The 15,510-nt window shown below is 69.5% G+C and carries 20 protein-coding genes; 1 reads left to right on the top strand and 19 read right to left on the bottom strand.

What is annotated here, in order from left to right; translation table 11 throughout:
* Positions 1-85: 85 nt before the first annotated feature.
* The 19 genes from Q7V15_RS10035 to Q7V15_RS09945 all read right to left on the bottom strand — a co-directional run bounded on the left by Q7V15_RS10035 (position 86) and on the right by Q7V15_RS09945 (position 14,822).
* Positions 86-433, bottom strand: coding sequence for a hypothetical protein (locus tag Q7V15_RS10035; protein ID WP_304755432.1), 348 nt, complete (start codon positions 431-433; stop codon positions 86-88).
* Entirely contained in the window at positions 430-1,368 is a 939-nt protein-coding gene (locus Q7V15_RS10030; protein ID WP_304755431.1) for a hypothetical protein, read from the bottom strand. The genes Q7V15_RS10035 and Q7V15_RS10030 overlap by 4 nt, the downstream gene beginning before the upstream one ends.
* Entirely contained in the window at positions 1,368-1,724 is a 357-nt protein-coding gene (locus Q7V15_RS10025) for a hypothetical protein (protein WP_304755430.1), read from the bottom strand. Before Q7V15_RS10025 ends, Q7V15_RS10030 begins: the two co-directional genes overlap by 1 nt.
* The gene (locus tag Q7V15_RS10020) at positions 1,721-3,499 is read right to left on the bottom strand and encodes a hypothetical protein (protein ID WP_304755429.1); all 1,779 of its coding nucleotides are present in this window, start codon (positions 3,497-3,499) and stop codon (positions 1,721-1,723) included. The genes Q7V15_RS10025 and Q7V15_RS10020 overlap by 4 nt, the downstream gene beginning before the upstream one ends.
* A gap of 205 nt (positions 3,500-3,704) precedes the next feature.
* Positions 3,705-3,863 carry a hypothetical protein gene (locus Q7V15_RS10015; RefSeq protein ID WP_304755428.1) on the bottom strand — a complete coding sequence of 53 codons (159 nt, stop codon included), beginning with the start codon at positions 3,861-3,863 and terminating at the stop codon, positions 3,705-3,707.
* 276 nt (positions 3,864-4,139) lie between these two features.
* Positions 4,140-4,568 (bottom strand): hypothetical protein, encoded by a 429-nt coding sequence (locus Q7V15_RS10010; protein WP_304755427.1) that lies wholly within the window; start codon positions 4,566-4,568, stop codon positions 4,140-4,142.
* 9 nt (positions 4,569-4,577) lie between these two features.
* Entirely contained in the window at positions 4,578-5,183 is a 606-nt protein-coding gene (locus tag Q7V15_RS10005) for a hypothetical protein (RefSeq protein ID WP_304755426.1), read from the bottom strand.
* The gene (locus Q7V15_RS10000; RefSeq protein ID WP_304755425.1) at positions 5,183-5,422 is read right to left on the bottom strand and encodes a hypothetical protein; all 240 of its coding nucleotides are present in this window, start codon (positions 5,420-5,422) and stop codon (positions 5,183-5,185) included. The genes Q7V15_RS10005 and Q7V15_RS10000 overlap by 1 nt, the downstream gene beginning before the upstream one ends.
* On the bottom strand, positions 5,416-6,039 hold the full coding sequence (locus Q7V15_RS09995; protein ID WP_304755424.1) for a hypothetical protein: 624 nt from the start codon (positions 6,037-6,039) through the stop codon (positions 5,416-5,418). Before Q7V15_RS09995 ends, Q7V15_RS10000 begins: the two co-directional genes overlap by 7 nt.
* A 92-nt stretch (positions 6,040-6,131) precedes the next feature.
* Positions 6,132-7,328, bottom strand: a complete 1,197-nt coding sequence (locus Q7V15_RS09990; RefSeq protein ID WP_304755423.1) for a P22 phage major capsid protein family protein — start codon at positions 7,326-7,328, stop codon at positions 6,132-6,134.
* A 148-nt stretch (positions 7,329-7,476) separates the two neighbouring features.
* On the bottom strand, positions 7,477-8,292 hold the full coding sequence (locus tag Q7V15_RS09985) for a hypothetical protein (RefSeq protein ID WP_304755422.1): 816 nt from the start codon (positions 8,290-8,292) through the stop codon (positions 7,477-7,479).
* 57 nt (positions 8,293-8,349) lie between these two features.
* Positions 8,350-9,159: a hypothetical protein gene (locus Q7V15_RS09980; RefSeq protein WP_304755421.1), complete on the bottom strand. Its 810-nt coding sequence runs from the start codon at positions 9,157-9,159 to the stop codon at positions 8,350-8,352.
* On the bottom strand, positions 9,156-9,470 hold the full coding sequence (locus tag Q7V15_RS09975) for a hypothetical protein (RefSeq protein ID WP_304755420.1): 315 nt from the start codon (positions 9,468-9,470) through the stop codon (positions 9,156-9,158). Before Q7V15_RS09975 ends, Q7V15_RS09980 begins: the two co-directional genes overlap by 4 nt.
* Positions 9,471-9,497: 27 nt before the next feature.
* Positions 9,498-11,399: a portal protein gene (locus Q7V15_RS09970; protein ID WP_304755419.1), complete on the bottom strand. Its 1,902-nt coding sequence runs from the start codon at positions 11,397-11,399 to the stop codon at positions 9,498-9,500.
* Between the two features lie 75 nt (positions 11,400-11,474).
* Positions 11,475-12,044, bottom strand: a complete 570-nt coding sequence (locus Q7V15_RS09965; RefSeq protein ID WP_304755418.1) for a hypothetical protein — start codon at positions 12,042-12,044, stop codon at positions 11,475-11,477.
* Positions 12,041-12,598 carry a hypothetical protein gene (locus Q7V15_RS09960; RefSeq protein WP_304755417.1) on the bottom strand — a complete coding sequence of 186 codons (558 nt, stop codon included), beginning with the start codon at positions 12,596-12,598 and terminating at the stop codon, positions 12,041-12,043. The genes Q7V15_RS09965 and Q7V15_RS09960 overlap by 4 nt, the downstream gene beginning before the upstream one ends.
* 84 nt (positions 12,599-12,682) lie before the next feature.
* Positions 12,683-13,237: a hypothetical protein gene (locus Q7V15_RS09955; protein WP_304755416.1), complete on the bottom strand. Its 555-nt coding sequence runs from the start codon at positions 13,235-13,237 to the stop codon at positions 12,683-12,685.
* 20 nt (positions 13,238-13,257) lie between these two features.
* Positions 13,258-14,589, bottom strand: a complete 1,332-nt coding sequence (locus tag Q7V15_RS09950; protein WP_304755415.1) for a hypothetical protein — start codon at positions 14,587-14,589, stop codon at positions 13,258-13,260.
* A complete protein-coding gene (locus Q7V15_RS09945) occupies positions 14,586-14,822 on the bottom strand; it encodes a hypothetical protein (protein WP_304755414.1) in 237 nt (78 codons plus the stop codon). The genes Q7V15_RS09950 and Q7V15_RS09945 overlap by 4 nt, the downstream gene beginning before the upstream one ends.
* A 506-nt stretch (positions 14,823-15,328) precedes the next feature.
* On the opposite strand from Q7V15_RS09945, the gene Q7V15_RS09940 reads away from it, so the two are divergent.
* Positions 15,329-15,510, top strand: a 182-nt coding sequence (locus Q7V15_RS09940; protein WP_304755413.1) for a hypothetical protein, incomplete at its 3' end; no start/stop codon positions are given.

Here is a 15,510-nt window from a genome sequence, read left to right as displayed (position 1 = left end):
AGCAGGGCGAAATTGGCTCCGCAGGCGCCATAGGTGAAAATCCGCCGGTAGAGCCAACGGATTTCGATGGGCGGGCGCGGCTCGGTCACGGGCTGCTCGGCGGCTTGAGGCCAAGCCCCGCCAGAAAGGCGATCACCCCAGTCGCCAGCCAAGGCGCGCTCCGGGCCAGCCAGGTCCAGAAGTCGGCGGCGCCGACCACCCGGTCCCGCTGGCTTTCCAAGTGGTCGATGCGGGCGAGCGCGCCCTTCAGCTCAGCCCGCAGGCCTTCGACCAGCTTGCCGGCCTCCAGGGCCTCCAGCCGGGCCAGCCGTTCGCGGACATCGTCCATCTTGGCCGCCAACCCCTCCAGCCGGGCGGTCTGGGCCGCGACATTCTCCCCGATCTGCCGCAGGGCGACGATCTGAGCGTCGGCGACTCCCGTAAGGCTGGTCATTTGATGCCCGGGAGCTTGTAGCCCATCTCAACGACGGAGCTGGCGATGCCCGCCGCCTGAGCCAGGTTGTCGAGGAAGCTCGGCGTCTGGGTTGAGGTCCCCTTGGTGGTCGAGGTCCCCTCCGTCGTGGTGCCGCGGAACAGCTCCAGCGGCAGCTTCGACAGAATGTCGGCCTGGCTGTTCAGGGCGGTATAGGGCGCCAGGCGATAGGCCTGGTCCACCCCGCGCACCTGCGCGCCGATCGCCGCCTGGGTCGCGATGTCCTCCCGGTCGCTGGCCGCCCGCGCCCCCGCCAGGCCCGCCAGGCCATTGGCCGCCTGCAGGCGCAGGGCGGCGGTCTGCGCGGCCAGCTGCGCGTTCTGCGCCGAGGCCTGCTGGCGGCGGTCGGCGTCCTGACTGGCCAGGCTGGCGCTGGTGCTGAACATGTCCCTCAGCAGGCCGGCGATCTGGGTGTTCCGCGCCCGGGCCAGCTCCCCTTCGGTCAGAGACCGGGTCAGGGCGGCGCCCGACCCGCCGAAGGCGCCCTGTCCGGCCAGGGCGAGATCCTGGGCCGCTCGGGTCCGCCCGGCCTCGGCGTCGAAATCCGCCGTCGCCGCATCGACCACCTGCCCACGATAGGGGTTGTAGTAGGCCTCGATCCCATCCAGCAGGCTGGCGGCCTGGGCCTGCGGGGCGTCCGCCGCCGCCACGCCCCGGGTCCAGTCGGCGGCCTCGTCATAGGCCAAGCCATAGCGGCCCAGGGCCGCCGCCCCCTGGGAGGCCTGCTGCTCCCCCGCCGACAGGGGTGAGACCAGGCTGTAGGGATCAAGCCGGCCGAGCTGGCCCACCCGCTCGCTGAGACCCTGCACCTGATCGGTGACCCACAGCGGATTGTTCGGCGTCACCGTCGCCCGCTCGGTGGTGGTGGAGGTGGAGGAAGACTTCCGCTTGCCCATCACAGGCTCCTTTTCAAGATCGCCCCGTGGGGCTGATAGCCATGGGGGCGCAGCACCCGCGCCCAGCCCCTTCGGCCCTCAATGGTGAGCGCTTCGCAGCCCAGGCCCCTGGCCCAGGCCTCTATCCCCGGCCGCAGGGCCAGGACGCCGGGCAGGCTGCCCCCGGCCAGCCAGATGTGCAGACTGCGGCCCCAGGGCGCCTCGACGCACTGGGTGACCACCGCCCCGCCCTCGCCGGCCCAGAGCTGCGCCCGGCCGCTGCGGATTTCCGCCAGCAGCCCGGCCTCATCGCCGTCCTCCGGCCGCAGGGCTGGCGCCAGCCAGTTCCGACAGGCGGCCCAGGTCTCTCGTCTCACCGGCTTCCGGCCGGGACCACGTCGAACACCGGGCGGCCGATCCGGCCGGCCGTCGGCGCCCCCTGCCCGCTGAACCGCACCCGAAACAGCCGTCCCGTGGCCCGCAGATCGACGCGGCTAGCCCCCGGCGCCAGGCCATAGGGACCATGACTTCGGCTTGGCCCCTGCGGCTTCAGTCGGGTGTTCAGTCGCAGGGTCGCCGCGCCGGCCTGCAGGGCCATGTCCGGCCACAGACCGCGCACCATCAGGGTCTGGTCTGGATGCAGCAGCTGGTCGGCGCTCTCGATGAACCAGGCGAAGGCGCCCCCGTCCGCCGACTGGCCCCGCTCGTGCCAATAGGCCCGCCCGTCCGGAGTCACCCCGATGGGGTCCCCCTGCGGCCCGGCGTCCACGAAGGCGGTTCGCCCCATGATCCCCCGGGACCAGGCGCCGTCGCCCAGGCAGACCGTCACATATCGACTGTTCTCATTGCCGTCGCGCGCGTCAGGATAGTCGAACCGCACCTCGTCATAGAGGCTGATGGTCGAGCCCGTGATCTTGTCCCCCTGGGCGCCGGCCAGATGGCGCGCCAGGTCATCACGGATCGGGCACGGCACGATGTCCACCGCCCCGCCCAGGCTATAGCTGCGAAACTGCAGGTCGGGCGCCAGCCACAGCGCCCGGGCGCCGGCGATGGCGAAGGCGTTGGGGCCGATCAGGCCACAGTGCTCCCCCACCGGATCGAACCGCCAGGGCTGGTTCAGGGCCCCCACAAAGGTCCCGATGAACAGTCGGTCCGACGTCCAGACCAGGATGTACTGGCCCATCGCGCTCGCCCCAACGATCCGCCCGCCCCCGGCCAGCACATATTCCCGCGCCGTGGTGTCCGGCGCAGTGGTCCAGCTGTTGGGCGCCCGGACGCCGCTGTGGCGGATGCAGAGCGGATTGAAGACGCCGGAGACCTCCTCATTGCAGCCCAGGGCGAAGATCTGGTCGGTGTGCGACACCAGGGAGACGCTGACCTGTCGCGGCGCCTGCGCCAGCGGCGCGGCCCCCTCTCCGGTGTCATTGGCCCAACGATAGAGGGTCCCGCCCCGGGGGCTGGCGATCAGCTGCTCGCCGAAGGCCGACAGGCTCCAGGTGCGCGGAAAGAAGTCGCTGGTCGACGGCGCCGAATAGGTCCCCGTGGAATAGGCGCCCGTGCCATAGCCCTGCCCCCCGGTTCCATCGACGGCCCCGGGCTCGAAGGCCCGCTGAGGCGCCACCGTCACGGCCGTCCCGCCCCCCGTCGCGGACGAGGTCGCCGGCGCGCTGTACACATAGCTGAACTGATCTTCGTCGATGACCGTGACCATCGCCCCGGTGATGTTCGGCGTGATCCCGCCGACGGCGGCCGCGCCGCTCACATCGACCGACTCGCCATCCGCCAGGCCGTGCCCGGCCAGCCTCACCGTGACCACGTCCGAGCCCTCGCTGACCGCAAGCGGCGCGGGAGCCAGGGTCACGGCCGGCCGGGCCAGCGTCGGGGTGATGTCGTTCAGGCCCCCGCCGATCCACACCTGCAGGGCGCTGTGGGTCCCAAAGGCGACATTCAGCACCGCGGCGTTGTCGGTCCAGGCGAACACCTTGCGACAGACGCCCGTGAGATCCCCGCCTCCCAGGGACTCCCACCCGCCGATCACCTGCGGCCGCCCCCGCCAGAACCGCACATTCGACCCGTCCGCCCACCGCCCCGCGGCCGCAAACGAAGTCTCATCCCCCACCAGCCCAGGTGGAAGGTCGAGGGGTATTCTCATGGTGAAGCCTTGGAGAGGACGTAGACTAGCGAGCCATCTGCACCTTGCAGAGAGGTTCCGTTTCCCCCGGGAGGACAACCTCCTGAGCCACCGCCCGGTGAAGCCCCGCGGAATCCGGTTAGGCCGAACGCGCCCCCTTCGCCTCCGGCAAAGAAGTCGATTGGTCCTACGTCAGAGAACGACGCCGCGTCGCCACCTGCGCTGTTTACAGGGCCAGAACTCGCGCCAGCTCTATTTTCAATTGCACCGTATGATAGGCCGCCCGCCCCATCCCCTCGACCGCCTCCGGCAACAATGATCGAACCATTTGGGAGTAGGACGGTCGAATCAAGGCCGTTGTTTCCAATAGTTCCTTCAGCGCCATTTGAGGGACCTCCTGGTCCCACGAAATACTTCACAAGCTGGTTCTTAAGCAGTCGAACCGAATGGCGAGCTCCTCCACCTCCACCACCTCCGCGTGAGTTGTTGAAGGCGACTGATCCGGACGCACCACCGCCCCGGAGAAAGAGCTCTAGAAAGCAATCACGCGGCGCGACAATTTCGCCTGCACCCGGGGCTGTGACCACTTGGATTGTGATGATCTCTGATCGCCCCCCACCCCGCCGCCGGGGTCTTTCTCCCCGCGGTCCATAGCCCCCCATCACGGCAACGGGTCATAGGCGCCGCCGGAGACCCGGCAGACGACGCCGTTGGCCACCGCCCCGCCGATGGCGAAGGCCAGGCCCACCCCCGGAGGCAGGAACAGGGGGTCCTCCTCGCTGGCGTCGAACACCGCCTTGGCGCCGGCCGCGCTCGCCGAGGGCGCGGTGTTGGCCAGGGTCGCGGAGTCGATCAGGGTGTCGGTCGATCCCGCCCGCCCATAGAGCTGGCAGTGGATCAGCGCCCCGGGCGCCGCCCGCGTCAGGGCGTAGGCCTTGGTGATCCGTAGGCCCTGCACATTGTCCGCCGGGGGAATGACTTCCACCGCGTGGGTGGGCGCGTGAAAGGCGGTCTCGGCGGTCGTCGCCACCGCCACATAGGCGATGGGTCGCTGGACGGCGATGAACTGGTTGGTGGCGATGGCGCTCATGGGCTCTCCTCAGCCGAAATAGGCCAGGGCCGCGGCGCGCCGCTCGGCGGCGACGGCCCGTTGGGTCTGGTCTTGGACATAGTCAGGAAGGGTGGTGACGAGGCGCCAGCCAGCGTCCTCGCCATCGGTGGCCACCACCTTGCCGGCATTGCCGGCCTGGGCCGGCAGGGCGCCGGCGTTGTAGCTCCAGGCGACCGCCTCCACATAGGCCTTGAGGCTCAGGCCCCCGACCCCAAGCGCGAAGACATCCCCGCCGTCACAGCCCACCAGGGCCACGTCCTGCGGGTCCACCATTGCGACCGCGCCGGCCCCCGTGGTCAGGGTCACCGGCCCGCTGGCGCCATTGCGCACCAGATAGGTCTTGCTCGCCGCCGGCAGGGTGATTGTCGCCGGGCCTATGCCGGAAAAGTCCAGCATCGCTCGCCGCGCCTCGTCGTCCGCGGCATTGGCGCTGGTCAGCACATGATCGCCGCTCAGCACGATGGCGCTGCGCCCGGCGATGGCCTGGTCCAGCCGGTCGATCACCTGGTTCAGGCGCGGGGCGCCCCAGGTGTTCAGGTTCTCCCCGGCCGCCTGCATCTCCAGCCTCAGGGAGGCGGTGTAGGTGGAAGGCATCAGATCACATCTCCCGTATCTTGCCGGATCCAGCCCGCCCCGTCCGAGACCGCCAGGGTCGACAGATCGCGCACCAGGACCAGGCGCTCTGGCCAATCAGCGGCCGGCGGCAGATCCGCAGCGGCGCAGGCGAAGACCGGCGTCGGCGCCCCGGGCGTGGTGAGCGCCCGCACCGCCTCCACCAGATCCCCCAGCAGCGGCCGCAGGGCGGCCGGAACCTCAGGTCCCAGGCTCAGCATGCCAGCGCCTCCCGCCCGGGCAGGTCCGTGCCCAACCGGGCCAGACCATGCCGCCGGGCGTCGGCGGACCGCGCCTGAGCCAGGGCCATCTCGAACCGGACCCCGAAATGCCCGGCCATCTCCCCGTCCCGCAGATAGGGGCAGGCCTCGGCCAGGGCGGCGAACAGATAGAGGTCCGGATGTTCGGCCAGCACCGCATTGGTCGGCGCCGCCGCGCTCAGCTCCAGCCGTCCCACCTGACGCAGAACAAAGCCCGTCTCCCCTGCGCAGGGCCGCTCGAGCAGGATCTGCCCACCCTCCAGGCTCCAATAGTCCGGCCGCCCGCCCTGGTCGCTGCGCGGCATCAGGCCGGCGGGCCGGTAGCGCATGGGCGTGCGCCCAGCCCCATCCTCCCGCCACAGGCCCAGCGCCTCGCGGCAGTCGGCCGGCAGGTCCAGGGTTCGCGCGCCCGGTTCGGCGGTCAGGCTGGCCTCGGACTCCATCACCGCCAGCCGCAGCTCACGGTTCAGCCGCGCCTCGGCCAGGGTGATGAAGTCAGCCGCCCGCCCAGACAGATCGCTCCGCTCCAGCCAGTCGGCCAAGGCGGTCTTCAGGTCGTCATAGGTCTTCAGCGCCATACGCCGTCTCCCCTGCCAGACGGGCGGCGACGGGCCAGGCCCGCGCCGCCCCGGTTTGCGTCACGTCCATTCGTTTCGAGGGGCGGGGGGCCCTAGTTGTTGGCCAGGCGGCAGGCCAGCTGCGGGCGCAGGGTCTGGAAGCCGTAGAGAACGTCCAGCCGGCAGGGGAACTTGTCGTTGTTGATGTCGTACTGCCGCACGATCCGCATGGAGACGCCGTCGAAGACCTCGCGGGCGGCGAAGTCCACGCCCCGCGGCATCACCATGTCGGCGGTGGCGAAGGCGAAGGCCCCCTTGTGGTAGGCCATGGAGATCCCGTGGGCCGCCCCGCCCGTCCCGGCCACCTGGATCTGCGCATTGTCGCCCGGCGCACCCGAGACGTTCTGCGCCGCGCCCGTGGTGACGATGGCTGGCGAGATCTGCAGGTTCGCGACGCCCGAGCCGTTGGAGCTGGCGTCGGCCTTCACCACGAACTGCTGCTGCACACCCGTCGACTGCTTGGTCTCCGGATGCACCCGGAAGACGCCTGTGATGGTGAAGACGTCGCCCGCCTTCAGCACCGGCGAGCTGTTCGACCAGCCGTCGGTGGCCAGCGCCCCCCCCGTCTGGCCCGCCCCGTTCACCAGGGGCGAGCCCGCCTTGGACCCCACCGTGTGGGACGGCCACAGCGTATTCTCCATGAAGTCGAAGCCGGCGCTGCGGCCCATGAAGCCTTCGCGATACTGCTTGGAGATGCTGGCCTTGTCGTTGAACAGGCCCTTGAGCGCGTCCACCAGGTCCACATTGTCCTGGGTGTTCAGGTTGCAGGTGCGCCCGGCCAGGGGCGCCAGATTGTCCACCAGGATTTTCCGGCCCTGCAGGATCTTGGCGAAGCTGGCCGCCGCGCCGTGGTTGTTCACCTGGTTGTGGACGTCCTTGTACATGCCCATGGCGTCGGCCTCGATATTGGCCGCCAGCACGCTCATGGCCGGTTCGATGATTCGCTCGGAGAAGTCGTCCAGCGAAAGCGTCAGGTCCACCGAGGTGAAGTTCAGGTCCACCCCCTTCTGGGTCTGCACCTTCAGCTCGACGCTGGTCTCAGTGGTGTCCTGGGCATCCAGCGTCGGGCCGGTGCGCACCACATACTGGTTGGGCAGCCGCACCTTGAGCGTGTCGCCCACCTTGGCGCCCTGGCGCGCGAAGCTGTCGTCATACTCCCGCGTGATCGAACCCACGAAGTTCAGCTTCTGGTGCAGCACACGCAGGGCCTCGCGGGTGACCGCGGTCGGGGAAAGCAGCGAATTGGCCATGAGGTCTCGTCTTCCTTGAGGATGGAATGCGGGTCGGCGCAGCTGCGCCGGTTGGGGTGTTGGATAGGGATCAGGCGCGAGCGTGCGCCCGTAGGATCACGGCGCGGCGGTTTGCGTCCTCGACGTCGGAACGCGGACCCGCGCGGGTCTATCGCCCCGCCATGGCCTGGGCGTTCCTGCGGCGCATCCATTCGGCTGCGCCCATGTCGTCCCGTACGGCGCTGGCCGGGGCCGAGCCGCCGCCCACCTGCACGGCGGGCCGCACCTGGATCGCGGGCTGAGGCGAAGGCTGAAGCGACGGCTGCGGCGCAACCTGCGCCTTCATCGCCGCCTCTCCCTGCTGGGCCCGGTGCAGGATCATCCACAGCCGTGGATCGGCCACCTCGCGCAGCTCCTCCAGGGTGACGCCGAAGGCCTGGGCGTATTCCACGAGCTTTGCCGCCACCTCCGGCGACCAGCCCTCGATCTGGCCGGCCAGCACCCGGCCGGTCTCCTCCAGCTCGATCCGCGCCCGCTCGCCGGCCGCGGCACGGGCCATCTCGTCCTGCTGGGCCAGGGCCTGGCCATAGGCCTCCCGGGCCTGGGCGACGTCATTCGCCTGGGTCCAGAGCGCCTGGGCTAGCTGGGGGTCCTGCTGGCTCAGCGCCTGCCAGTCGACGCCCTCGAACTGCGCGAGCTGTTGCTCCAGGGCGATCAGCACCGCCCGGTCCTGCGCGCTGGCGCTGGCGAGCTCGGCCTCCAGCTCCATCATCTTCGCCCGCTCGGCCAGGACCCGGCGTTCGGCCGCCACCGCCTGGCTGGCGCTTTCATGGTCGATATTGGCCATCAGCTGGGCCTTCAGCGCCCGCGGCAGGCGATAGAACTGCCCGCCATGCTCGATCTCCTCGATCGCGTCAGCCTCAGCGCCGGCGGCGGCGAGCAGGCGCGGATCGGCGCCGCCCCCCAGGGTCGGGTCTTGCATCATGGTCATGTCCTTGGTCATGCGGCGCCAGGGCCGCGCTCAGAATGGAGACGCGCGGTCTCAGTCGGCGGCTGGCCAGGCCGACACGCCCCGCAGATAGGTTTCCAGCGCGGCGTGGATCACCGCCAGTTGAGCCGCGCTCAGGCCTGCGCCAAAGTGCGCCGCGCCCAAACGCCAACCGGTCAGGCCGGCTGGCGCGCTCGCGGTGCCATAGCCCAGCAAGACGATCGGTTGGCTCGCGAGGCTGGCATTGGCGATCTCTGGCGTCCCGAGCACCACGCCGTCCTTGAACACCTGATAGCGTTCGCCCTCGGTTCGGCTCATGGCGCTGTGACCAAGCCCGCTCTCGACCGGTCTTTGGTCACTGGTGGTGTTGTTGGAGCGCGTCAGGAACTGTCCGCCGCTGGTCCGGGGCTGCAGCCGGTTGCGGCTGTTGCCAAACGCCGTCCCCGTGCCCTCGCCCCCCACGACGAAGACGCCCGCATGGTGGTCGGCGATCTTGTACTTGATCCAGGAGGCCTGAACGAAGCCGGTCTCCAGATAGCTGGTCGACCCATCCCCCTGATAACCAAGGTCCGGTTGAAAGTCGGGGCCGTTCACCGGGGTCAGGCCGGCGCCCTCCGGCGCGATCCAGTTCACCCCCGCCGCCTGGGCGTCGTGCGCCGCCATGACGAACAGGGCGTCCAGCCGGGGCCAGACCTCTGCGGTCTTGAGCGCCGCCACCAGATTGTCCATCAGCGCGGTCCGGCGGCTGTCTGGCGCGACCGTCATCGCCGCGGCCACCGCCTCGGTCTCGGCATGCAGCGCCCGAACGCCCCGCACCGCCACCCCGGCGGCCAGCCCCCGAGCCGCCTTGCAGGCCGGCGTCATTGGCTCAGGCGGTAACTCACCGTCCCCGTGCTCAGTGTCGAGCAGTTCAGGCGATAGAGCACCCCGGCCTCAGGTTCCTCCAACACCAGGGAGACCGGCGTCGAATAGTTGGCCGGCGTGCCGGCCCCGTCCCGGGAACAACCCACCCAACTTGCCCCGCCGTCAAAGGACCGCTCCACGGCGACCAGGCCGGTGAAGCTCCCCCAGAGCGACAGGTTGAACCTGCGCGGCGCACCGGGCCGGGAGTCGGGCGCAAAACTCTCACTCAGGCCCGTCTGCGAAAACGCGCCCGTCACCTTGCCGGTGGCCATGTCGGAAATCCCCTTGGATGTTGAAAATCAGCGGGCCGGGCCGCCTGGCCCCAGCACCCGCATCCGCTGGGTCTCAGCCTCGAAGGCGGCGATCTCCAGTTTGCGGGTCTCCAGGGCCTGGTCCTTGGCCATCGCCTCCAGCTTCTGGTTGGCGCCGGCCAGGGCCTGGGACAGCTTTTCGATCGCCGCCCGGGCCTCGCCCAGTTCCGGCGCCTCGCCCCGCACCTGGGCCGGCAGCAGGCTCGATAGCCGCTGGGCGATCTCGTCGGCGCCGGGCCAGTCGAGATTGCGCGCCAGCAGGTCGCCGATCACCGGGGCGGCGGCCGGATAGGCCTGGATCAGCTGGATCATCTGCGTCGCCGCCTCTTCCCGACGGCTGGTGAAGCTCGGCCCGGCCCGCACCGTCAGGTCGTACTTGCCGACGCCCAGGTCGTAGATCCGCTGAACCTCGCGCACCTGGCCCGCCGCATCGGCCTCGCGCACGGCGACGGGCTGGTTCACCGCCGCCAGCTTCGCCTCCCCGCTCGGCCCCAGCACCCGGACCACCCGCGGGGCGGCATAGACCTTGGGGATCAGGTCGATGAGGATCCGGCCGGCGTGCCGGATCGCCCGGCTCAGATTGTCGATATAGTGGAAGGTGGAGACGTCCCCCTCCCGCTGGCGGGCCATGATCGCCCGGCCGCTGGTCTCATTGGATCGCGCCCCCAGGCTGGCGTCGTGCAGCCCCATGATGGCCTTCATGTCGTCGCTGGCGTTCAGCGCCTCCTGCAGCGCGCCTGCCGGCACCCCGGCGAAGGGTTGCCGCATGGGCGGCTCGGGTCCGTCATATTCGAGGTAGGCGTGGGTCTGCACATTGGCTGTGGCCCACTTCTCCGCATCGGTTTCGAACGCCCCCTTGCGTCCGATGAAGGGCGCCTTGGGCGCCAGCGCCACCAGCTCCGTGGTGGTCGTCCGCCAGTAGTTGAACATCCGCTGCGGGTCCTTGGCGTCCCGCACCAGGCTGCGCAGCCGCCGCCGGCCGTCGATCCGCAGCTCCTCGCCAAACACCGGCACGATGGGGATGAACCGCCCCGCCCATTCCACAGTCTCCAGCACCTCCGCGCCGGTGACCACGTGCTGCACCACCCGGTGGCTCGCCACCTCCCGCGGCGCGCCCACGATGCTGACGCCCAGCGCATCGAACAGCCCCTTCTGCGCCTCATAGGCGGAAAGCTCGATCACCTGCCCGTCGCTCAAGGCGACGATCTTGCGGCGCACCGCCTCGCGGCGCCAGAACTCGGCCACGGTCACCCGTTCGCCATCGCCCCAGGCGCCGGCCGCCCCCTCATGGCCAGACCCCGACCAGTCGACCGCCTCGGCGCCCTTCCAGCGGGCCTCGAACGCCGCCCGCGGCAGGCTGTCGACCACGAAGGCCGTGTTCCAGTCCGAGGAGTCCGCGGCCGTGGAGTCCGGGTCCCCATAGACGCTGAACGGATCGGCCACCCGCTCGATGACAATGTCCTGCTCGAAACTGTCGTCCCGGGCATAGCGGGTGTTGATGCGGAAATAGCCGAAGCCGCAGGTCACCGCGAAATCCAGCGCCGTGTCATAGGCGACCTCGGCGTCGCTCGACTGCTCGATGTGGCGGATCAGCCCGTTGAAGATCTCGGCCGTCTGCGGATCGGCCCCGTCGTCCACCGGATGGCAGGCGATGGCCGGCTTGTTCAGCCGCGCATCATTGACCACCTGGCGGATGAAGGCCGGCAGCCGGTTGATGGTCAGGCAGGGCCGCCCGTCCAGCTCCCGGTCCCGCCGCACCTTCTCCGGCCACTGCTCGCCTAGCCGTGCAAAGCGCAGGTCATCGCGCGCCTCCTCGCGGATCTCGGCCTCGTGGGCCGAAGCGCGCTCAAACGCGTCGCGGGCGTCACGCAGGATGTCGTCATGGGTCATGCAAACGCCCTTTAGCGTCCCAAGCCGGGGACGCTGTGTCAGAGAAATCCAATTTTCCTTAAGTCCGGCGGGGGCTTAGCCCGCCGTCTTCACGAACGCCGCGCCGTTCCAGGCGTACGTCTCGTCCTCGCCGTCTTCGGCCTTCACCACTAACGCCGGCCGTCCGCCGCGCCAGGGCTTGCGCACGGCCAGGGCGCGCCTCGGCAACCCGGCGACCGGCTGCGGCGGCGTCAATCGCATCGCCTCACCGCCCGCCGGAAAGACGAAGACTGCGAAAGTCTCAAAGGTCTCGTCCAACAGGATCGCCGCCTGGTCTTCCCGCCCGTCGCCGTCGAAATCGGCCGAAACGGCAAAACGCTGATAGTGTTCAAGCGCCTTGCGCCACGGCTGATCGCCATCGCGACCAGGCCGCATGTCGGCCGCCGTGCGGAACACCCACCCCTCCGGCGGGGCCACGGTCAGTCGCGGCATATGGCAGGCCATGTAGCCCGGCGCCCCGCCATTGTCCCGGCAGCGTTGCGGATATTCAGCGCCGCGGCCCAGGCAGCCCACCGTGCAGGAGCCCATCAGCAGCAGCACCATGACCACCGACAGCAGACAGCCCCGCACGATCCGTCCGACCGGAATAGGAGGCGGCTCGATCACGGCGCCACCTCCGCCAGGCGATCCCCGCGCCAGGCGAAGACCATGTCCTGCCTCTGCCCCTCAATAGTCCGCCGCAAGGTGATCTGCGGCGCCCTGTCGGGCTCACGAGGCGGCCCCTCCATACTGACGGAAACGCCTGAGACGTCAGCGATCCTCTGGGGTTCTGTCAGCGCCACGGCCCGGTCGCCCGCAAGGCCGTCCTTGCCGTAGAAGACGAACAGCCGAAACTGCGTCATCGACGGATCCACCAGCACCCGCGCCATATCCTTTGCGCCGTCGCCGTCGAGATCAACGCCCCCCGTCTCCAGGAAGTCCCAGTCCTTCGCGCGGCCCGTGAGCCCCGCAATCTCATTTGAGCCCACGGCCTGCCAGCCGCGCGGCAGGAGCTTTAGGGAGCCCACGCTGTCGTAGCAGACCCCGTTCTCCCAATCGCCGTTGTGATCCATGCAAGCGTTGACGCCGACGAGGTCGCCCATGGCATAGCCGCAGCTGGTGGCGCTCAGCATCGCCGCCCCGGCCACCACCCATCGCCACTGCCGCCACGTCCAAGCCATATCGATTAGCACCCGCAAACTCAGAACAAACCAGTGGCCAAGCCTGGGAACATAGTGAGAACACGAAGCTATTGAAAAGGCAACCTACCGGTAGCGCTGCGGGAGAACGACCCAGCTTTTCATCAAGTCCTTACAGCCCTCGTAGCACTGGCCGCCGGCGCTACCCACTCGCCGTCCCTGGCGGTTCGCCTCTCGGTCGGCCTCTTCAGCGCCGCCCTTTGTCGTGTATTCGTCGATAAACTCCTTCGCGTTGTCACTTGCCCAGCCGGCGGTTGCCTCCGCGACAGGCCCCGCCTGAGCGGCCTGGCAGTTGGCTCGACAATGAAAGTATTTGTCCCGGTCTGAGTATTCCGTCTCTGGAACCGTCGGCGGTCGACTGGCCTCGACGGCTGCCTTCGAGGCCGGAACACTTGCCCAGTTCCCCGCCAAGGCGCCGAAGGCGACACCGAGTTGGGCCGCCGCCGGCATGCCGCCTCGACCGTATCCCGGTCGCAAGCCCTGCGCGGGCTCCCCGTATCCGTCTGTTGCGAGGCCCGAGGCGCCATTCAGCCTTTGCACCTCCGCGTCCGTTCCCAGTACGCGTCGCAGCCCATCGCTCACCCACCCCGGCAGGCCAAGATCGTCGAAACGCTTCGCCATCGTCCTCTCCATCTCCATCATCACCCCATCCAGCTCCCGCTCGCCACGCCCGACCGGCGACCAGCCCTCCGCACCCCCGCCCCGCGGCGGTTGAGGGCGAATTCGCCAAAGGCGTCGGCGCCGTGGCTGGCGGCGTCATGCAGCGGTCCGCCATAGGCCCGCGTCGCCGCATTCCAGCGCTTGCGATAGGCCCGCAGCCGGTCGAGCCCCAGGGCACAGGCCTCCCCATCGAACCAGGTCATCGGGATCATCAGCCGCGCGGCGTTGATCCGCTCTTCCGGATGGGTCGCCTGACCCACCTCGATGGGTGAGACGCCCAGCCCCGCCAAGGTCTCGAACCGCGATCGGCCGCCCGCGCCGAGCTCGCGCACCATCACATCGTGCGGCAGGTGGTGGGTCCCATAGACGTAGGGTTTCGCCGCGATCGCCTGGCGGACGATGGCCTGCAGCCCCTCGCCGCTGGTCTCGAAATAGTCGATGGCCCGCACCTCTGGGCCGACCTGCTGGAAGAACCAGACGGCTGTGTAATCGTCGATTCCCAGATCCCAGGCGGTATGAACCGCCAGTGCCGGGTCATGCGGAACCCGACCGATGCGCCCTGCGCTCTGCGCCTCGCCCAGCAGGCTGGCATAGTAGGCGCCCGGCGCGGCGGCATCGAAGTCGACCAGGTATTCCGAAGCGAACCTGGCCTCCCCCTCCTCCTTCGACCCGGTCTCGGCCACGAGCTCGGCCCGCTCCCGGGCCAGCTGCGTCGGCGTGAACACCCCGGTCTCCGTCGCCGGCGAGCGCAGGGTGAACCAGGCGGCGTCGCGCGCCCGGGCCTCAAAGGCGCGCACCGCGTGGTTGCGCCCCCGCGGCGTCCACAGAAACAGCGCCCAGCCGCCATTCTCCGCCAGGATCGGCCGGATGTAGGTCCAGGCCTCGGGCTTGGCGAGCGCCCATTCGGAGAACACCACCCCCACCGGCGGCGCCCCCACCAGGCTGTCATAATTGTCCGAGCCCAGCACCTGCCAGACTGCGCCATTGGCCAGGCGAATGCTCATATCGCCGTCCCGGGTGCTTGCGCGGATCTCCGGCGGAAAGGCCTCGTCGATCCGTCGGCGTCCCGTGTGCGGGTTCACCGCCTCCCAGATCGCCTTGCGCGCCTGGGCCGCCTCCGGCAGCAGGTGCCAATAGACCCCGGGCTTCTGGATGGCGCTGACGGCCGCCCAGTTCAGCGCCACATCATCCTTGCCCCACCGGCGGTGGGCGGCCACATCAGCCCGCAAGCCCCCGTCCTCCAGATAGCGCCACAGCGCCGTCTGATAGGGCCTGGGCCGCCAGCCGGCCGGCAGCTCGATCTCCACGCTCAACCCGCCGAGCCGTCAGGTTCGTCCCAGCCAAGCCTGCGGATCGTCACCGTCAGCCGACCCTCGGCCTCGGGCGCCTTGGCCTTGCCCTGGGCGCGGTCCAGCACCTCACGGATGGCGGCGATGCGGGCGGTGTCGCTGGTCTTGTCACCGCGCATCAGGGCCTCCAGCGTCTCCACCGCCAGGGGGGCCAGCGCCTTGACCGCCCGGCCGGGATCCTTGGGTCGCCCCGCCATGGCCGCCGCCTCCTTCGCAATACATCACTGAAACAATCAGGGCCGTTCCGCCCCGCGCCGGCCATGGCCTCCCGAGAGGCGCGCCCGCAGGGCCAGGAGCCCTGGGACCAGATCGGCCGGCGCGGGGCTCCTGCGGCGCGGACGGAAAGCGCCGCAACGCCCACAGACCTCCAAGGCCTCACCGCCCCGGGGAGGGACAAGGGGGCGAACGCCGTCCAGTCGCGCGTGCTCAGGCAGGCTCAGCCGCCCAACGCACACGTCATCTGTTGGAAATCTGCAGGTGCGGGCAAAGCCCGCCGCGGCGTCCCCCGCGCCTCAGACGCAAGAACGACCCATAGCCAAAACCTACCACATTCCCGCGGCCACGCAAGAACAAAATAGGAACATAACGCCGAGCGATGGCGTCATAGAGTTTCCCGTCATGGGCGATCATTTTTATCCATTATCCAGGGCTCACAACCTCTGCCTACAGTCATCCAAACACTCACAAGTGAGGGAGGACGACGATGGACGACGCTTCTGGAACTGGCGATCCCCTGGGCTGCCCGATCAAGCAGCCGGGCGCCCTGCGGTCTCTGCTCGGTCGCACCAACCGCGACTGGTGGCCCAACCAGCTGTCGCTCGACATCCTGCATCAGCATGGCGCCCACGGCGATCCGATGGGCGAGGACTTCGACTATCCCAAGGC

Source organism: Phenylobacterium sp. (assembly GCF_030651755.1).
Classification (GTDB): Bacteria; Pseudomonadota; Alphaproteobacteria; order Caulobacterales; family Caulobacteraceae; genus Phenylobacterium.
The sequence above is the reverse complement of the archived record's forward strand: the minus strand, read 5'-3'. Positions and strand labels throughout refer to the sequence as shown.